The following is a 16,678-nucleotide window of genomic DNA, read 5'->3' on the forward strand; positions in this document are numbered from 1 at the left end:
CTCGGACGAGGAGCAGCTTTTGAGCTGGGAGTATTCAGGTGCTCTTACGCTCGACGTGCCAGTAGATCATCACACCGGGTCCGCCGTAGCGCTGGTGCCACTCAGTCATCAGGTTCGACTCCCACGAGCCGAACTTCTTCGAATCCGACGCGCACGTCGTGCCCTGGCCCCACCACTGCGGATCGCGTACGGCGAAAGTGGCGTTGACCAGCTTGCCGATCGCGGCGCGCAGGTTGTCGCGGGTGATGAAGTGCCGGCGCACGTGCCGCAGCGCGGCGAACACTGCGCGGTCGGCGACCCGTCTGCGGCAGTCGACGGCCGCCGTCCCGTACACGGCGGCCCCGGTGCGCGGCGTGGGGACGGTGGGTAACGGCGGCGGCCGATTCGACGCGGCCCTCGGGGAACGCCCGTCACGGACGGCCGTGGCCGGGACGGCGACCGGGTCAATCACGGCGCCAGTCATGCCGACCACCGCCGACGACGTAGGCGCGGGGTGCGGCAGAACGCCGATTCAGGGTGTGGGACGGCACGGCCTTGGTGTCAAGCGATGACAATTCTCAATGAAGAAACGGCTGACAAGGTAAGTGATCATCGCTATTTGATGGAACGCTGGAACTTATGGAGGGCACGTTCAAAGTGTTCGGAGGCTTCTGGGGAGATTTCCAAAGCGAGATCAAACTGAACTTCGATATGTTCTCCGGCGACGAGTCTGGCATGTATAGTGTCGGCGAGGGTGCGATATTCGTAAGCAAAGCTCCTCAGTCGCTCAACGGGTTGCTGTGCGTACATTGAGAGTGCTTCCAGTACGGCATGGGCTTCATCGGAAATTGTGGCGTAGCCGCGAATTCGTGTGGCCCAGTCGATAAATGATTCATATACCGATACATACCGCTTGGCTGGATGGATTATTTGATCGACATTTCCCGGTTCGCCAGGTGCGCCGAAAGCTGACTCTTGCATCCTGTCGGAAAGTACTGTGTGAAAGTTTCTAGATGCACTATAGGCAAAAGCAATTTCTCTTTGTGCTAGAGGTTCGATATCGTTATTGTCAACAAATTCTCCAGGGTGCGCGAAGTTCATGCAATGATCGAGATACTTCTCATGAATTTCTTCGATCTTGTGGATAATTGAGTAGGAGAACAGCAGGTATTCCCAGCAGGGAGGGCGTTCGCCAACGAGTATTGTGGCCTCGTGTTCATTGCGAGGGACGTAGCCGTTAAAGCGGCCCTCCCCGTCTGCTTGAGTTCTGCCAAGTTTTTCGCAGATGGCTCGCGCTATGCCGCTAGGGCCCAATGTTGTTCCATTGAGGTAACTAATGGTCGATCGAACCCCAGATAGTTGTGTGTTGTCGAGTCTCACGGGCAAGAGGTACGGAGTGGACTGTTCTAGGGCGCGGACGAGTACACTCCTCCTTTCTAGTCTCGTCCACGGTTTTGCTGCGTAGTGTCGAGAGACAAACATTACGGCATAGCGGGAACGCTGCTCGTAAATAGCTGGAAAATACTCTGTCAGTTCCTCTCCCCAGAGAGCAACTTGCTCGTCCTGGTCGTAGAAGATCTTGTATCCGGCTTGTGTGACTTCTTGAACGACCGACTGGACGAATTGTCGATCTTCGCCAGCGAATGTAACAGCGACGTCATAATCGTAGGCATGTTCCACAAGTCGAGTATGTCTGGGATGAGGCATCAAGTCATGGACCTGACGGCTGTGTGTCGAAACTTGTTGCTACACGATTAGGTTTCTTACCTTGCGTGTGTGATTAACTAACTCGATAGTCTGCCCGTTATCACTAATCTTGACGACATTTCTTAGGTATGTCAGTCCGCGGTCATGCTCAGTACGAGCCGGAGTCTAGGCGGTTAGATTCCGTCGGTGCCCGACGGTTGACGTTGCGACGGTGTCGTACGGGTGTCCCGCCGAACAGATTTAGGTTGGGACATGTTTTGGGAGGCCCAACACGCTCTTTGCCCTGCGAAGTTGCCGAAGCCGTCCGCGTCGGGACGGGTCCGGAAACGGGTGTCCCACCCGTCCTGGACGGCCGGTTCTAGGCCAGGTGAGAGACCCGAACGTTGGGACGGGACGGCGAGCCGCACCGCGTTGGCTTGCGTCCTCGGTAGGTCCTATCCGTGTCCTGTCGCTCCGTACGTATCGACTCCGCGCTGACAGTCCGTAAGGGCTGATCAGGGCACTTGTGTTCGTGGAGTGGTGATCGTGAGCGGTACGCAGCAGGACGCGCCGACGAGCGGCATCTATGTGGGGTGGTACCGCTGTTCCGACGATGCGTTCGACCATGCCGTAATGGACGAGGAGTTCGCGCGCGGTGTCCACGCGAAGCGAGGCAGGTACCACGCTGTGTGCGGACACGTCGTGCTGATCGACGTGACGTTGCGACCGCCGGGCATGGTCTGTCCACGCTGCTACCGCTACCTGGACGCCCTGCCGAGTCGAGCTGACAGAGGTCGAGGTTCTGGACGGGCCTCGGGAAGGGGGAGCGGGTGACTACTGAAATCAGCCCGGACCCGTGGGCGACGCTGGACGACCTGCTGGGTGTGGAGAGCGTTGAGCCGGTGGACGAGGGGATCGGGCCGGTCGCGTTCTACGGGCGGTGCTCGACCGAGGACAACCAGGACCCGGAGACGTCGCGGAGTTGGCAGCTGGGGAACGCGCGGAAGTTCGTCGAGCCGCTGGGCGGCACGGTGGCGGCCGAGTTCTTCGATGTGGGGCAGTCGCGGTCGGTGCCGTGGGAGCGGCGGGAAGCGGCCGGGCGGTTGCTGGCTGCGTTGAAAGACCCTGAGCGGGAGTGGAACGCCGTGGTTGTGGGGAGGGGACACGGTGCTGGTTCGGCAACCAGTTCTCGTTGATCGCGCCCCGGTTCGGCGCGTACGGCGTGGACCTGTGGGTGCCCGAACTGGGTGGCAAGTTCGACGCGCGGAACCCGTCGCACAAGATGCTGATGAGCGTGCTCGGCGGGATGAGCGAGTCCGAGCGGCAGCACGTACAGGCACGGGTCCGCGCGGCGATGGATGCACAGGTGGTGAACGAGGGACGGCACCAGGGCGGCCGGGCGCCGTACGGGTACGTGGTCGTTGATGGCGGTCCGCATCCGAACCCGCGGAAGGCGGCCGAGGGGTATCGGCTGCGGGTGCTGGCGCTGGACGAGGAGACGGCGCCGGTCGTGCGCAGGATCTTCGCCGAGTACCTGGATGGCCGGGGTGATCGGGCGATCGCGAACGGGCTCAACCGGGATGGGATTCCGTGTCCCTCGGCTCGGCGGCCGGAGCAGAACACGCACCGGTTGGCGGATGGCTGGCAGGGGAGCACGGTTCGGTCCATTCTGGAGAACCCGCGGTACACGGGCTATGCGTTCTTCGGCCGGTGTGCCAAGCAGGAGACGTTGCTGGACCCCGAGGATGTCGGCGCTGGCCATGTGGTGCGGTTCCGGCGGGCGAGCGCGGACCGGGTCGTGCGTTCTCGGACGTCCGCTCATCCGGCGATCGTGTCGGTCGAGGAGTTCACCGAGACGCAGCTACGGCGGCGGACGAAGGCAGCGGGTGGGTTGTCGAGTGGTGCGCGGAAGACCAAGCGGGCCGGACGGATGGCGAAGCACACGTACCTGTTCCGTAGCCGCATCCGGTGTGGCGTCTGTACGCGGAAGATGGAAGGCAGTCCGCGCAAGCACGGGATGTACTACCGCTGCCCGGCGCGGACGCTCGCGCCGGGCTCACCTGCGCTCGCCGAGCATCCGGCGACGGTCTACATCCGGGAGGAACCGCTACGGGATGCCGTGAACGGCTGGATCGGTGACCTGCTCGCTCCGGCGAACGTGGACCGGACGGTGCGGATGCTGGTCGAGTCGCAGCGCGGGCGGCGGCAGGTGGACATCGAGCAGGCGCGGAGGCGGCTGGCGGATGCGCAGGCGAAGTTGCGGCGGTTCCAGGACGCGATCGGCGCCGGGATCGAGCCCGATGCGCTCGTGGATGCGATCAACCAGGCGCAGGCCGACAAGGCGAGCGCGCAAGCCGCGCTGGACAACGCTCCGGCGCCGGACACGCTCGGTGAGGCCGAGATTCACGCCATGATCGACTCGCTCGGTGACGTCCGGACCGCCCTGTCGGGCGGGAGCCGGGACAAGCTGGCCGAGCTGTACGCGGCGCTGCGGCTGGAACTCCGGTACGACCACGAAAAAGAGGCCGTCGACGTGACGGCCTCTCCGCAGGTGAATAGTGTGCGTGTCCGAGGGGGGAATCGAACGCATGTTCGTTGCATCCCTGCGTAGGATGTGTATTCATGTGGCAGACCATATGTACATCCGGTGGCAAAGCGCTAGTGTGCGTTCGAATCGCATCGGGGCACAAATGACCGGGTCACAAGCGCGGCGGGTGACCCGGTCGACCGGGGCGCGAGACGGGTCCATGGTTACGTGTTGCGGGTCGTTCGGCGGCAGGATGAGAACTGCCAAGTAACCATCGATTCGGCGAATTCTGGTTCCACGACACCCATCGACGCCGCACCGGCAGCTCACCGCGACATCAGCCGGGACCGTCGCCCGGATCGAGGCGATGCGCCGTGCGGGCAAGTGGTCGGCCGCCGGATCGCGTTCGAACTCGCGGCCGAGGACGTGCGGATCAGCTGGCCCAACCGCAACGCCACCCACCTGGCCGCCGAACTCATCGCCCCCGGTAGGTCCCGTCGGCCACGTCGGCGCCACCAACGGTCCGTGAGGTCACCCGATGGGTGACCTCACGGACCCCGACACACGCTGGGGTCCGATGACACCGATCGTCACGGTTGCGGACCTGCCAGAGGCCAGCTGGACCGTATCAAGATACGCAAACGCCAGATGTCCGGCCGAGCCAACCACGACCTGCTTCGGTTCGCATCCTGCACCAGATCTGAACCATCAACCAAGACCATCAGAGGTGGACGGACCCCACAGGTGCACTGGCCTTGACACCACCGACGGAATGTGGCGGCCCTCTCGCATGCGGCCACTCGGCCGAAGCCGATTACGTGCTCGCCAGCGCTGCTGTGACTAGGTGGGCAGACCGGCCACAGCCTGCCCGGAAACAACGGTGACGTTCACCCGAAGAACACTCCCCGGCGTGTCCTGTCGCGGTTGATCTCGACAACCGCCGAGGCTCTTGGTACGCTGTTCGGCTCACTATTGATCGGCAGTCTTCACTCCGCCTGAGGGCGTGGAGCCTGCCCTCCACGGCGTCCGAGGGGTGCGCCCGCCTCGTTGTCATGTTGTCATGTCCTGTCTGGAGATTCGCGTCCAGGACGAAGCTGAGAGGTGAAGGGCATGGGTGTGCTGGAGCGCTTCGCGGTGTTGAGTTCGCCCGATCTCGATGAGTTTCGTCATTCGGTGTCGCAGTTCCTCACGCCGCACCGGCTGACCCCCCTCGCTCCGAGCCGGTCCAGTGTGCGCACCGACCTGTCGAAGGTTTCGGTGGGGCCGGTGTCGCTGGTGTACTGCCGCAACCGCGGTGTCGAGCTCGGAGTACACCTGACCGAGCAAGTCGACTACTACGACGTCAACCTTAGCCTGCACGGGCACAACCGGGTCGTCTTCGGACGTGACGAGGTGGTGGTCGACCAGGATCGTGCGGCAGTCATCTCCCCTCGAATGCGGGTGGACATGCGGCTGAGTGACGACTACCGGCAGCTGCATGTGCGCGTCGAGCGGCAGGCTCTGACCGAACACCTGGAGGCCATGCTTGGCCGTCCGGCGGCTGCCGTCATCCGCTTCGAACCCGAGATGGATCTGACCGGGCGTGCCGCCGGGTCGTGGGCGCGGACAGTCCGGTTGCTTCTCCAGGAGCTCGATGAGCCGGAAAGTCTTGCCGAGCGCTCTCTTGGAACGGCGCCGTGGGCTAATCTGCTGATGACCGGCTTGCTGCTCGCGCAGCCCAACAATTACTCCCCACAGCTGGAACGCCTCGCTTCCGGTCTGCGCCAGCCAACGCCGGTCCGGCGCGTGATGGAGCTGATCGAGCGCGATCCCTCCGGCGACCTGAGCGTCGAACGGTTGGCCCGCGCCGTACGGATGACGCCCCGCTCGTTGCAGCGGCACTTCCGTTCGTCGCTGGGCGTGTCACCACACGAGTACGTACAACAGGTACGACTGGCGCGTGCCCACGAGGAACTCCGCGTCGCCGAGCCTCGCAGCGTCACGGTCACCGAGGTGGCACTGCGGTGGGGATTCACTCACGTCCCACGCTTCGCCGGCCTGTACCGAAAGCGCTATGGGACGAACCCGTCGCAAACGCTTCGCGACGCGTTCTAGTGCACGCAGGTCGGTGTCGCGTCCCGGATCGCCTTGTCGCGCCGCGGATCGTGGCCCTGCCGGCGGGTTCATAGAGTCCACGCACCAAGACGCGAAGGAGCGTGGTGACGGTGGACTTCGATGTGGTGATCGTCGGGTATGGACCGACCGGCTTGGTTCTTGCTTCGATGCTGGGCAAAGCCGGTCACAGCGTAGCGGTGTTCGAGCGGTGGCCCACGCTGTACGGCCTGCCGAGGTTGACCCATATCGACGGCGAGACCGCGCGGATCATCCAGGCGACCGGCGACGTCGACAACGCCCTGCGTGAAGCGTCGGTGGCGGAGGTGTACGAGTGGCGCAATGGCTCCGGTGAGTTGCTGCTGGCCGTCGACTGGTCCGGACGGTCGAGCGGGTATGCGGCGCACTACACCATGTACCAGCCGCATATCGAAGACGCGATCGATCAGCGTGTTCGCCGCTACCCGAACGTCGAGGTCAACCAGGGAATCGGTGCCGTGGCCCTCGACCAGGATTCCGATCACGTCCGACTGGTCGTCCGGCCCTGGCGGCGCGACCGCGACGACCAGTGGTCGATCGGTACCCAGGACCGTACCGTGACAGCACGGTACGTCGTGGGCGCGGACGGTGCGAACAGTTTCGTCCGCAACGCTTTAGGCGTCGAACAGATCGACTTGGGGGTCGATGACCGCTGGCTCAACATCGACACGGAATGCCTGCACCCACTCGGGCCGAGGTTTCAGGTGACTCGGCAGTTCTGCGACCCCCAACAGCCGAACATGTTCATGCCTATCGGCAAGTTCAGGCAGCGTTTCGAGGTCGGCGTCCGCCCCGGGGACGATCCCGCCGAGATGGAGACCGCCGATTGGGCGTGGCGCTGGCTCCGGGATCGACACGGCCTGGGCCCGGAGAACATCCGCATCCTCCGGCAGATCGTCTACACCTTCTCCGCGCGGACGGCGGTCACCTGGCGGCGTGGCCGGGTACTGCTGGCCGGGGACGCCGCCCACACCATGCCGCCGTACATGGGGCAGGGCGCTTGCTCGGGAATGCGCGACGGGATCACCTTGGGATGGAAGCTCGATCTGGTGCTACGCGGGTCCGCTGGCGAGGCATTGCTGGACACCTACGAGGCTGAGCGGCGCCCGCACGCGGAGGTCGTGCAACGGTGTTCGATCGAGCTGGGCAAAGTCGCGAACCTCAAGGACAGCCAGGCCGCCGCAGCACGCGACGCCGCCTTCCGGCGGGGAGAGGTGCCACCGATGCCGCCGTTCCCTACGATCACAGACGGGGTCGTGCACCGTGCGCCCAGCGGCGAGCCCTCACCGCTGGCCGGTACGTTGGCTCCACAGGGCAACGTCTGTTCGCGCAACGGCAGCGGTCGTTTCGACGATGTGGTCGGAGGCGGTTTCAGCCTGGTCAGCAAGCGGGATGTCCGGGCACTGCTCGGCATCGAGCAGCGGGCGTTGCTCCCCGAACTCGGCACTTCCGTCACGACGTTGACCCCGGGGACGCCGGACAGCATAGAAGACACGGATGGCACGTATACCCGGTACTTCGCCGATACCGACACGGACACCTTCATTTCACGGCCGGATTTCCACCTGTACTGGGCCGGTCAAGCCAGTGAGGCGCCCGCAGCGCTGGACGCTTTGCGCGCTCAGCTGTACTGGGCCGCCGCCACCACCCCCACGCGCCACGGGAGCTGACAGATGACCGAGAGCCACACGCCAACCGGTGGTTCGAGCCCAACGATCGAGGCGTTGTGGCGCGCCATGCCGGTGACGCGAATGCTCGACAACGGCGTCGACTATGCCGACGTGCTCGCCATGCAGCGGCACACGGCAGCGGGCATCGCCTGGGACAAGGCCGCCGAAGAGCTCGCCACGATGCAGCTCGAGCGCGCCCGTACCGCAGAGTGCGGCGGACACCCGGTGACCGCGTTCGCGGCGTACCGGGCGGCGGCCGCGGACTTCCTGTTCGCACAGATGGCCTTCAACTTCGACGGCGCCCGTAAGCGCGCGCTGTACGAGGCGTTCACCAGAGCGGTCGGTCACGCCGCGGTACTGGCCGATCCACCGTGGCAACGCGAGGAGGTTCCGTTCGCCGGTGGGCTGATGAACGGCTGGCTGCTAAGACCGACCACCACACCGAGCGGCGTGGTGATCGTGTTCGGCGGGCAGAGTGGGTGGGGAGCCGCGTACCTTCCGCAGGCCGACGCGCTGCTGCGGCGCGGTATGGCTGTACTGCTGGCCGAAGGACCCGGACAGGGTGAGAGCAGGCTGCGCCACGGCATCCTGCTCGACGTCGACGTGCGTTCCGCCTACTCGGCGTTCGTCGACCGCGCATTCACCGTCGCACCGCGAGTCGGTTTGTGGGGAAACAGCCTGGGCGGACTTTATGCCGCCACCACGGCCGCTGCGGATTCCAGGGTGTCGGCGGTGTGCGTCAACGCCGCTCCCGCTCAGCCTCGCCTCCAGCGATTCCGCACATTCGTCGAGCAGGCCGCGGCAATGCTGGGTACCAGCGACACGGACGTGATCCAGAACAATTTCGACCGCATCGCTTTTCGCCCCGGCGTTGACTGGATCCGGTGCCCACTACTGGTCTTGCATGGCGGTGCAGACCCTATCGTGAGCCTCGAGCAGCAGCAGCCTTTCCTCGACGCCGCCCATGACGCAACCCTGAGGGTGTGGGAGGACGGTGAGCACACGATCTATAACCACGCGCAAGAGCGCACCGCGTACGTCGCGGACTGGTTCGCCGGCCAGTTCACGAAGCAACGGCCGGGAAAGTCGTCCGTTCAATGACCATCAGCGTTCTGCTCGCCCGGTCAACGGTGCCAGGTTGCCGTAGCCCGCACGATTCCAGGGCTGGCAGCTGGGCTGGGTCCGGTGACGAAGTCCAGAGCCAAGTTCAACCGAGGTGATGGGATGAGGTTCGTCCATACCACGCTCCCGCAGCGAGTCCGGTTCGCCTCGGGCGGGGCGGCGGCCGGCGTGCGGGAGGAGGCGGAGCGGCTCGATGCCCGGCGGGTCATGGTGATCGCCGCCGACGCCGAGCGGGCTCTCGCCGACGAGGTGGCGGCCGATCTGTCCGTGGCGCTGCTATACGACGAGGTTCTCATGCACGTGCCCGTCGAGGTGGCCGAGCGAGCTCGCGCCGCGGCCGTGGCGAACCGGGCCGACGCGATCTTGTCGGTCGGCGGGGGCTCGACCACCGGGTTGGCGAAAGCGGTCGCCCTGACAACCGGGCTGCCGATCATCGCCGTACCCACCACGTACGCCGGCTCCGAGGCGACGGACGTCTGGGGCCTGACCGAGAACGCGGTGAAGACCACGGGACGCGACCCGCGGGTACTGCCGGCCGCGATTGTTTATGACCCCTCGTTGATGCTTACCCTGCCGGGGGAGCTGAGCGTCGCGTCCGGGCTGAACGCGCTTGCACACTGTGTCGACAGTCTCTGGGCACCTCACGCCGATCCGATCAACGCGGCGTTGGCGACCGAGGGAGTGCGGGCGCTCAACATCGGGCTTCCCGAGGTGGCGCGGGATCCATCCGGATTGACCGGTCGCGAGTATGCCCTGTACGGCGCCTACCTGGCGGCGGTGGCTTTCGCGTCGGCAGGCTCTGGGCTGCACCACAAGATATGTCACGTCCTCGGCGGAAAGTACAACCTTCCGCACGCCCAAACCCATGCTGTGGTGTTGCCTTATGTCCTGGCGTTCAACGCGCCGAACGCGCCCGAAGCCGACCGGCGGCTCGCCTCGGCGTTCGGCGCCGATACCGCACTGGCCGGGTTGCAGGCACTGCGGGCGCGGCTGGACGCGCCGACGGCATTGCGGGATTACGGCCTCGCCGAGGAAGACTTGCCCGACGCGGCCGAGGCTGTCCGAAGATCCGTACCGGAGGGAAACCCGACAGATGCCGCCGGTGACAACCTTGCCGCGCTGATCCGCGCGGCGTGGGAAGGAAGTGAACCCGCATGACGAGCGGCCAAGAGACCTCGGCGACCGGCGAATACGGGACCACCGCACCGGCGGTCCCGCCGGAGCAGTCCGAACGTGAGGACGAGTTGGTCCGGCGAGTACTGAGCTCTTTCGACGGCTGTACCGACCGGCGGCTTAGGCAGCTGATGCAAGCGCTCGTGCGGCACCTGCACGCCTTCCTGCGCGAGGTGAGGCTGACCGAGGACGAGTGGGGCAAGGCGATCGAGTTCCTCACGGCCGTCGGCGACATCACCGATGCCAGGCGTCAGGAGTTCGTCCTGCTCTCCGACACCCTCGGAGCTTCGATGCAGACCATCACAATGAACAACGAGGCCCACGGAGACGCGACCGAGGCAACGGTTTTCGGGCCGTTCTTTGTCAACGGCAGCCCGGAGATCGACCGCGGCGGCGACATCTCCTTCGGCGCGAGCGGCGAACCGTGCTGGGTCGAGGGAACCGTGACCGACACCGCGGGCAGGCCACTGGCCGGCGCGCTCATCGAAGTCTGGGAGGCAGACGCGGACGGGCTGTACGACGTCCAGTACGGCGACGGCCGCACCGCGGGCAGGGCTCATCTTTACACCGACCGCGAGGGAGGCTACCGGTTCTGGGGTATCACACCGACCCCATACCCGATTCCCCACGACGGGCCGGTCGGCAGCATGCTGAACGCCGTGGGCCGCTCCCCGATGCGCGCATCCCACCTGCATTTCATGGTCACACACGGGGGCCACCGGACACTCGTTACGCACATCTTCGTGCGCGGCGACCACTACCTTGACTCCGATTCCGTCTTCGGGGTCAAGCAATCGCTGGTCAAGGACTTCAAGCAGCAAAATGCCGGCACGCCGACCCCCGACGGCCGCGACCTCGGCCAACAGTCCTGGTCGAAGGTCCGGTTCGACATCGTCCTGGCCCCGGAGGGCAGGTAACCGGCAATCAACGTTCCGCAGGATTCGGACGAGTGGAACAAGGAGGGTAAGTGACCGACTACGATCCGTTCACCAGCGATGTGGAACCCGCGTCCGGCACACACCGGGTCCGGCGAATTGTCACGGGACTCGGTCCGGACGGTGCGTCCACGGTACTGCTCGAGGACGAAGGCCGGTGGGCACGTACCGGCCATGGAACGCCGACGTACGTCGTGACCGACCTCTGGCGCACGTACACCACGCCCGCCGACAACAGTGGGCCCTTGCGAGACCCGATGGACACCGACGAGAAGCTCTCCATCGCGCCGACCGCTACGGGCACAGTATTCCGCACACTCGAACTACCACCTGATGCGCAGTGGCGGTTCGACCGTGACGGCAACGAGATCAGGCCGCTGGCTGTCCACACCACACGCTCGATCGACTACGCGATCGTCCTCAGCGGCGAGGTCTGGGCGGTGCTGGACGCGACCGAAGTGCGCATGCAGGCAGGGGATGTTCTGGTGCAAAGGGGCACATCCCACGCCTGGTCCAACCGGTCCGACGAACCTTGCCTGATGGCCTTCGTGCTTGTCGGTGGGAACCTCCCCCAGGAAGGATCCGCAGTCTGATGAACGAAGGGCTGTCATGAAACGTAGGGCGATGGACCAGGTTCTTTGTCCAAGGGAACTCGGCCGGAACGCGCGAACCGGCAGATCATCATGTACGTGCCCACGACGTACAGGAGCTCGGCGATCATTCGAGAGGAGAGCTCTCGAGTGGACGCGTCGTATACCGAGTCGTCCACCTCGATGTTGATCACGCAGTCCTTGGTGAAGGTGAGGGCTGCCTGTTGCCTCGGACTGAAGCAACTAGCGGCAAGCTCACCGCGTTCGATCGCGGCAATCTGCTCATCAGAGATGTTGATACTCTTGGCTGTCACGATATTCTGACGCCAGACGTAGTGGCAGTCCGAAAGCTTACCGACGAGCAACACAGCCAGACGTTCGGTCTGCGCGTCAAGCTCCATGTCTTGAAAGAGCTTGGCCATGTACTCGGAAAACGAGGGATACAACGTCGTAGCTCCCGCCATGGCTCGGAACAAGTTGATATCGGGAAGTCTCGTGAGCGCGGCGTGGACCTCCTTCGGGGTCGAACTTGGGTCAAGCAAAGGCAGTCGCTCGGCGCTGTCGCTCACGGAAACCTCCTCAAGTTCGACGGACCCGACGCCCGATCTCAATATTCCGGCTACGCTTGCGACGATATCTCGCCGACATCGGCCGGCCTTGTCGAAAAGGTTTTGTCACCGACCCGGTCGGCGTGCTGTTTTATCGCGGTCACGATTGCATCGTAGCCGGTGCATCGGCACAGGTTGCCGCTGATGGCTTGGCGGATCTCCTGCTCGTTGGGAGTAGGATTGTGTTCGAGCAGGTCTTCAGCCGAGAACAGCATCCCCGACAGGCAGTAGCCACACTGGAATGCGTTGTTGTCCCAGAATGCTTCCTGGAGGTCAGAGAGTCCACTTTCCGTACTCATCGACTCCAGTGTCTCGATCTCCGCGCCCTCTTCGGCAACGGCGAGGCGGAGGCAGGACTTCGTGATGAGGCCGTTGAGCCGCACCGTGCAGGCTCCACAGTCGCCGGTGAGGCACCCGATCTTCGGACCGGTGACGCCGAAGCGGGCGCGGAGCGCTTCGACGAGGAGTTCCCGCCGGTCCACTCTTGCCGAACGGCGCTGTCCGTTCACGGTGACCTCAAGGATGATCAGGTCATCCATGCTGTTCCTCCTCGGTGGCGGGGGCGGCACCGAAGCTGGGGTCGGCAGCGTTCGCCCGCGCCATGGTGAGTGTCCGCTTGGCTACCGGGGCGGTGACCGCCGCGCGGTATGTACCTGGAGCGAGTACGTCGGTCCAGGGCGCGGACAGTGCAGCCGCTGCTTGCGCGGCAGCCGCCTCCAGTTCCTCGTCGCCAGGTGGACGCCCGAGCATGGCCGTGAGGTCCACCGTCACCGGCACCGCCTCGACCCCGCCGAGCACCAGGCGGGCGTCCTCGCATCGGCCAGCGTCATCGAGGCGGAGAAGCGCTGCCGCGGTGGCGATCGGCCAGGAGCTGGCGCCCCGCTTCAGTTTGACGTAGCCATGCCCGGACATTCGCTCGGACGGCAACTGGAAGCCTGTGATCACCTCGTCGACAGCGAGCGTGGTCCGGCCGGCGCCGAGGAACAGGTCCGCGGCCGGGACCCGGCGTGATCCCGCAGGGCCCGCAATGATGATATCCGCACGAAGGGCCACGAGCGTTGCGGGAACGTCGGACTGCGGCCGGGCGGCCGCAACGGAACCGCCGATGGTGGCCTGGTTACGCAGTGCCGACCCGCCGGTTACACTTGTTGCCATCGTGTGCAGGAGCGGTGCATGGCGCGCGACCTCCTGACTGGCGAGGATGTCGCTGTAGCTGCACATTGCGCCGAGACGCAGCCGGGAACCATCGACTGAGATCGTCGTGAGGCCGGCCCGGCGGAGGTCGACAACTCGCCGCGGACGGGACTCGGCACGTCCCATCTCCGGTACCACCCAGGTGCCCCCAGCCAGCAGTCGGCTTTCCTCGTCCAGCGCGGCTACGAGGGCGGCCACGGTCTCCGGCGCGACGTACTCGAAGCGGGTTGGAATCATCGCCGGGCCTCCTGGAGCGCACTCATGATGGCGACCGGGCTCACGGGCGTCCGGTCGAGTCGGGCACCGAGTGGCGCAATCGCGTCGTTGACCGCATTCAACGCCGCCGCGAGCGCCCCGGCGAACCCCGCCTCGCCGACCCCCTTCGTGCCGAGCGGCGTCCCTGGCGCCGGTGTGCAGAGATGGCCGAGCTCGACACGCGGCACGTCGACCGCACGCGGCAGCAGGTAGGTCTTGAAGCCGGTCGTGAGCGGGATCCCGCTGTCGTCGAAGACGTGTTCCTCACTGAAAGCAGCGCCGAGGCCCATCACTACGCCACCGGTTACCTGTCCGTCGACCATCAGGGGATTGACGACGGTACCGCAATCGTGAGTGGCCACGTGCCGAAGCAGCGTGACGAAACCGGTTTCGGTGTCGACCTCCACAACCGAAGCGTGCACCGCGTAGGGATAGGTGGTGTAGGTCTGCATCCGGCCGAGTGCATCAGGGACCTCGCGGATGTTGGTGGGCCGGTACGTGCGCGTCGACTCCAGGTGCGGCTCTATATCGAGCTCGAGCATGTAGGAACGCGTGTGCACGGCACCTGCCACCTCGGCAATGGAGACACTGCGGGACGGGTCGTAGCTCAGGCGGGCGATTCCGTCCTCGAGGAGAACCGAGTCATCGGAATCCGCTCGAAGCAGCGCGCGGGCAGCCGCGCGGATCTTGCTTGCCACGTCGCGAGCGGCGAGCACCGCGGCGTTGCCCCCCGTGACGAGGGAACGGCTCGAAATGTTGCCGAAGCCGTAGGGGCAGGCGTCGGTATCGCCCTGTACGACGGAGACGGTGTCCAGGGTGACTCCCAGTTCGCCCGCGACGAGCTGGCAGATGCCCGTGTCGCTACCCGTGCCCGGACTGGTGACTCCGGTGAGCACTGACACCTGCCCCGACGGGCTCATGCGGATAGTCGAGGTGTCGTACGCCGCGACGAAAGCTCCCGGGATGTCGGCGCTTTCGGGCATCAACTCGAATCCGATGCCGATACCGAGGTAGCGCCCCTGCGCCCGAAGCCGTGCCTGGTCTGCGAGCAGCCGCTCGTAGGAGAGGGTCTCCATGGTCTTGTCGAGTGCGGCACCGTAGTCGCCGCTGTCGAGCTCCAGGCCTGAGGTGTGCCGGTACGGGAAGGCGCCGGTGCCGACGAAGTTGCGCCGTCGCACCGTAACGGGGTCGACACCTGTCGCGGCTGCGACCCGCTCCATGATTCGCTCCAGTAGCAGTGTCGCACCGTCCTTACCGAATGGCTTGGTGCCGCTCCACGGTGCCTTGTTGGTGACCACGACCCGGTAACGCACATGGCAGTGCGCGATGGCGTAGCCAAGTCCGGTCGCGAGCGCCCCCACGTATGCCATGCCCCAACCATGCGTGGGCGCGGCAGCGCCGTGATCGGTAAGGGCCTCCACGTCGAGGGCGAGCAAACGTCCGTCGTCATCGAAAGCCACCCGGTAAGACAGCAGTTGCTCCCGGGCGGCCGGCAGCAGGGACGCCGCGCGCTCCTCCATCCACCTGACCGGTCGGCCGACGATGCGCGCGAGGACAGGCGCGATGAAGTCCTCACGACTTCCGTACATCTTCAGCCCGAACGACCCACCGACCCTCGGCGCGATCACGTGGATCTGATCCTCGCGCAGGCGCATGGACGCGGCGAGCACTGTCCGAAGCACATGCGGATTCTGCGTCGACGCATAGAGAGTAAGTCGCTGCCTCGCCGCATCCCAGGCGGCCAGGTAGGTGCGTGGCTCCATCGGCGCCGCTGTACCGCGGTGGGTACGCAGCTCACCTTCGAGCACGTGCGGCGCGCTCCGTGCTATCTCGGCGAAGTCGTCGCTTCCGACGTGGCCCTCGATGAGGACGTTCTCGGCCCAGGCCGGGTAGAGTATCGGGGCATCCGCAGCGAGCGCTGACCTCACGTCGAGCACGAGTGGCAGTGGCTCGTAATCCACCTCGACCAGCAGGCAGGCAGCGCGGGCATCCGCCTCCGAGGTGGCGACCACAGCGGCGACCGGCTCACCGGCGTAGAAGACCTTATCGACGGCGAGCGGGAACACGGCGTTGTGATGTCCCCCGAGCAGCCCCGCGTCCAGTCCGTGCGGGATCTCATCGCACCAGGGGACCAGGTCCTTGCCCGTGACGACAGCGATCACCCCGGTCGCGCCTTCCGCCGCGGACGTCGCAACAGACCGGATCAGCGCGTGTGCGAACGGCGCGCGGACCAGGGCTGCGTAGACTGTCCCCGGTAGCACGATGTCGCCGGTGTAGGTCGCGCGCGCCGTCAGATAGTGGTCACCGTCGTGCTTGCGAACCGGACGGCCCACAAATTTGCCCGCGGTCTGCAACCCGACCTCCCTGGACGTTCTCCGGGTATCACTACGAGCTCAGCGCTCGGCCAATGTGATCACCACGACCCTTGTAGGCCGTTTCGGACGGCCGGCCATGTATAGACGGTAGGGCTCGACCGAGGAACGGTCGATCCGCTTGACGCCTGCGCGATCCGGTTTGCGTCAGAAGTTCGGTTGCCGCGCACAGTACGTCGGATTGGAGCGAGCCGTCGAATCGTTCGTTCAATGAAAGTTACGTTTATGCACGTACCGACGGCCGCTTGACCATCTTCCGTCGGCACAGCGTTATCCGCATACGGTGGATCGACCAGGAGAAGGCGTACTCGTCGTATGCCGGGACGCCCCCGTTAGGGAGTGTCAGCGATCTTGTGGGTGGCGGCGGACGAGTTGGTCGAGGGGACCGGCACGGTGGTGGTGGAGTTCTTCGACGAGGGGTGGTCGCGTCGGTGGTC

At 65.2% G+C, this 16,678-nt stretch carries 14 protein-coding genes; 8 read left to right on the top strand and 6 right to left on the bottom strand.

All coding sequences use genetic code 11. The features are described 5' to 3' along the window. Positions 1-34: 34 nt before the first annotated feature. Positions 35-463 (bottom strand): Tn3 family transposase, encoded by a 429-nt coding sequence (locus KOI47_RS36430; protein ID WP_408629915.1) that lies wholly within the window; start codon positions 461-463, stop codon positions 35-37. 131 nt (positions 464-594) lie between these two features. Then, the gene (locus KOI47_RS16625; RefSeq protein ID WP_216216845.1) at positions 595-1,659 is read right to left on the bottom strand and encodes a TIR domain-containing protein; all 1,065 of its coding nucleotides are present in this window, start codon (positions 1,657-1,659) and stop codon (positions 595-597) included. 836 nt (positions 1,660-2,495) lie between these two features. Here KOI47_RS16625 and KOI47_RS35665 point away from each other — a divergent pair. The 8 genes from KOI47_RS35665 to KOI47_RS16660 all read left to right on the top strand — a co-directional run bounded on the left by KOI47_RS35665 (position 2,496) and on the right by KOI47_RS16660 (position 11,815). After that, a complete protein-coding gene (locus tag KOI47_RS35665) occupies positions 2,496-2,861 on the top strand; it encodes a hypothetical protein (RefSeq protein WP_232376786.1) in 366 nt (121 codons plus the stop codon). After that, the gene (locus tag KOI47_RS16630; RefSeq protein WP_232376787.1) at positions 2,858-4,276 is read left to right on the top strand and encodes a recombinase family protein; all 1,419 of its coding nucleotides are present in this window, start codon (positions 2,858-2,860) and stop codon (positions 4,274-4,276) included. The genes KOI47_RS35665 and KOI47_RS16630 overlap by 4 nt, the downstream gene beginning before the upstream one ends. Before the next feature lie 1,026 nt (positions 4,277-5,302). Further along, positions 5,303-6,286: an AraC-like ligand-binding domain-containing protein gene (locus KOI47_RS16635; protein ID WP_232376788.1), complete on the top strand. Its 984-nt coding sequence runs from the start codon at positions 5,303-5,305 to the stop codon at positions 6,284-6,286. A 104-nt stretch (positions 6,287-6,390) separates the two neighbouring features. Further along, a complete protein-coding gene (gene mhpA, locus KOI47_RS16640) occupies positions 6,391-7,992 on the top strand; it encodes a bifunctional 3-(3-hydroxy-phenyl)propionate/3-hydroxycinnamic acid hydroxylase MhpA (protein WP_232376789.1) in 1,602 nt (533 codons plus the stop codon). A gap of 3 nt (positions 7,993-7,995) precedes the next feature. Then, on the top strand, positions 7,996-9,093 hold the full coding sequence (locus KOI47_RS16645; protein WP_216216847.1) for an alpha/beta hydrolase family protein: 1,098 nt from the start codon (positions 7,996-7,998) through the stop codon (positions 9,091-9,093). Positions 9,094-9,177: 84 nt separating this feature from the next. After that, positions 9,178-10,272 (top strand): maleylacetate reductase, encoded by a 1,095-nt coding sequence (locus tag KOI47_RS16650; protein WP_232376790.1) that lies wholly within the window; start codon positions 9,178-9,180, stop codon positions 10,270-10,272. Continuing rightward, on the top strand, positions 10,269-11,204 hold the full coding sequence (locus KOI47_RS16655) for a dioxygenase family protein (RefSeq protein WP_216216848.1): 936 nt from the start codon (positions 10,269-10,271) through the stop codon (positions 11,202-11,204). Before KOI47_RS16650 ends, KOI47_RS16655 begins: the two co-directional genes overlap by 4 nt. A gap of 50 nt (positions 11,205-11,254) precedes the next feature. Then, positions 11,255-11,815 carry a cupin domain-containing protein gene (locus tag KOI47_RS16660; protein WP_216216849.1) on the top strand — a complete coding sequence of 187 codons (561 nt, stop codon included), beginning with the start codon at positions 11,255-11,257 and terminating at the stop codon, positions 11,813-11,815. Between the two features lie 14 nt (positions 11,816-11,829). Here the strand turns inward: KOI47_RS16660 and KOI47_RS16665 are convergent, their stop codons facing one another. Genes KOI47_RS16665 through KOI47_RS16680 form a run of 4 tightly spaced genes read right to left on the bottom strand, consistent with a single transcriptional unit; the run spans position 11,830 to position 16,223 of the window. Further along, positions 11,830-12,381, bottom strand: coding sequence for a carboxymuconolactone decarboxylase family protein (locus KOI47_RS16665; protein WP_216216850.1), 552 nt, complete (start codon positions 12,379-12,381; stop codon positions 11,830-11,832). Positions 12,382-12,431: 50 nt separating this feature from the next. Continuing rightward, positions 12,432-12,959 (bottom strand): (2Fe-2S)-binding protein, encoded by a 528-nt coding sequence (locus tag KOI47_RS16670; RefSeq protein WP_216216851.1) that lies wholly within the window; start codon positions 12,957-12,959, stop codon positions 12,432-12,434. Continuing rightward, positions 12,952-13,851, bottom strand: a complete 900-nt coding sequence (locus KOI47_RS16675) for an FAD binding domain-containing protein (RefSeq protein ID WP_216216852.1) — start codon at positions 13,849-13,851, stop codon at positions 12,952-12,954. The genes KOI47_RS16670 and KOI47_RS16675 overlap by 8 nt, the downstream gene beginning before the upstream one ends. Next, on the bottom strand, positions 13,848-16,223 hold the full coding sequence (locus KOI47_RS16680) for a xanthine dehydrogenase family protein molybdopterin-binding subunit (protein WP_216216853.1): 2,376 nt from the start codon (positions 16,221-16,223) through the stop codon (positions 13,848-13,850). Before KOI47_RS16680 ends, KOI47_RS16675 begins: the two co-directional genes overlap by 4 nt. Positions 16,224-16,678: the final 455 nt, after the last annotated feature.

It is taken from the genome of Amycolatopsis aidingensis, from assembly GCF_018885265.1.
Classification (GTDB): domain Bacteria; phylum Actinomycetota; class Actinomycetes; order Mycobacteriales; family Pseudonocardiaceae; genus Amycolatopsis; species Amycolatopsis aidingensis.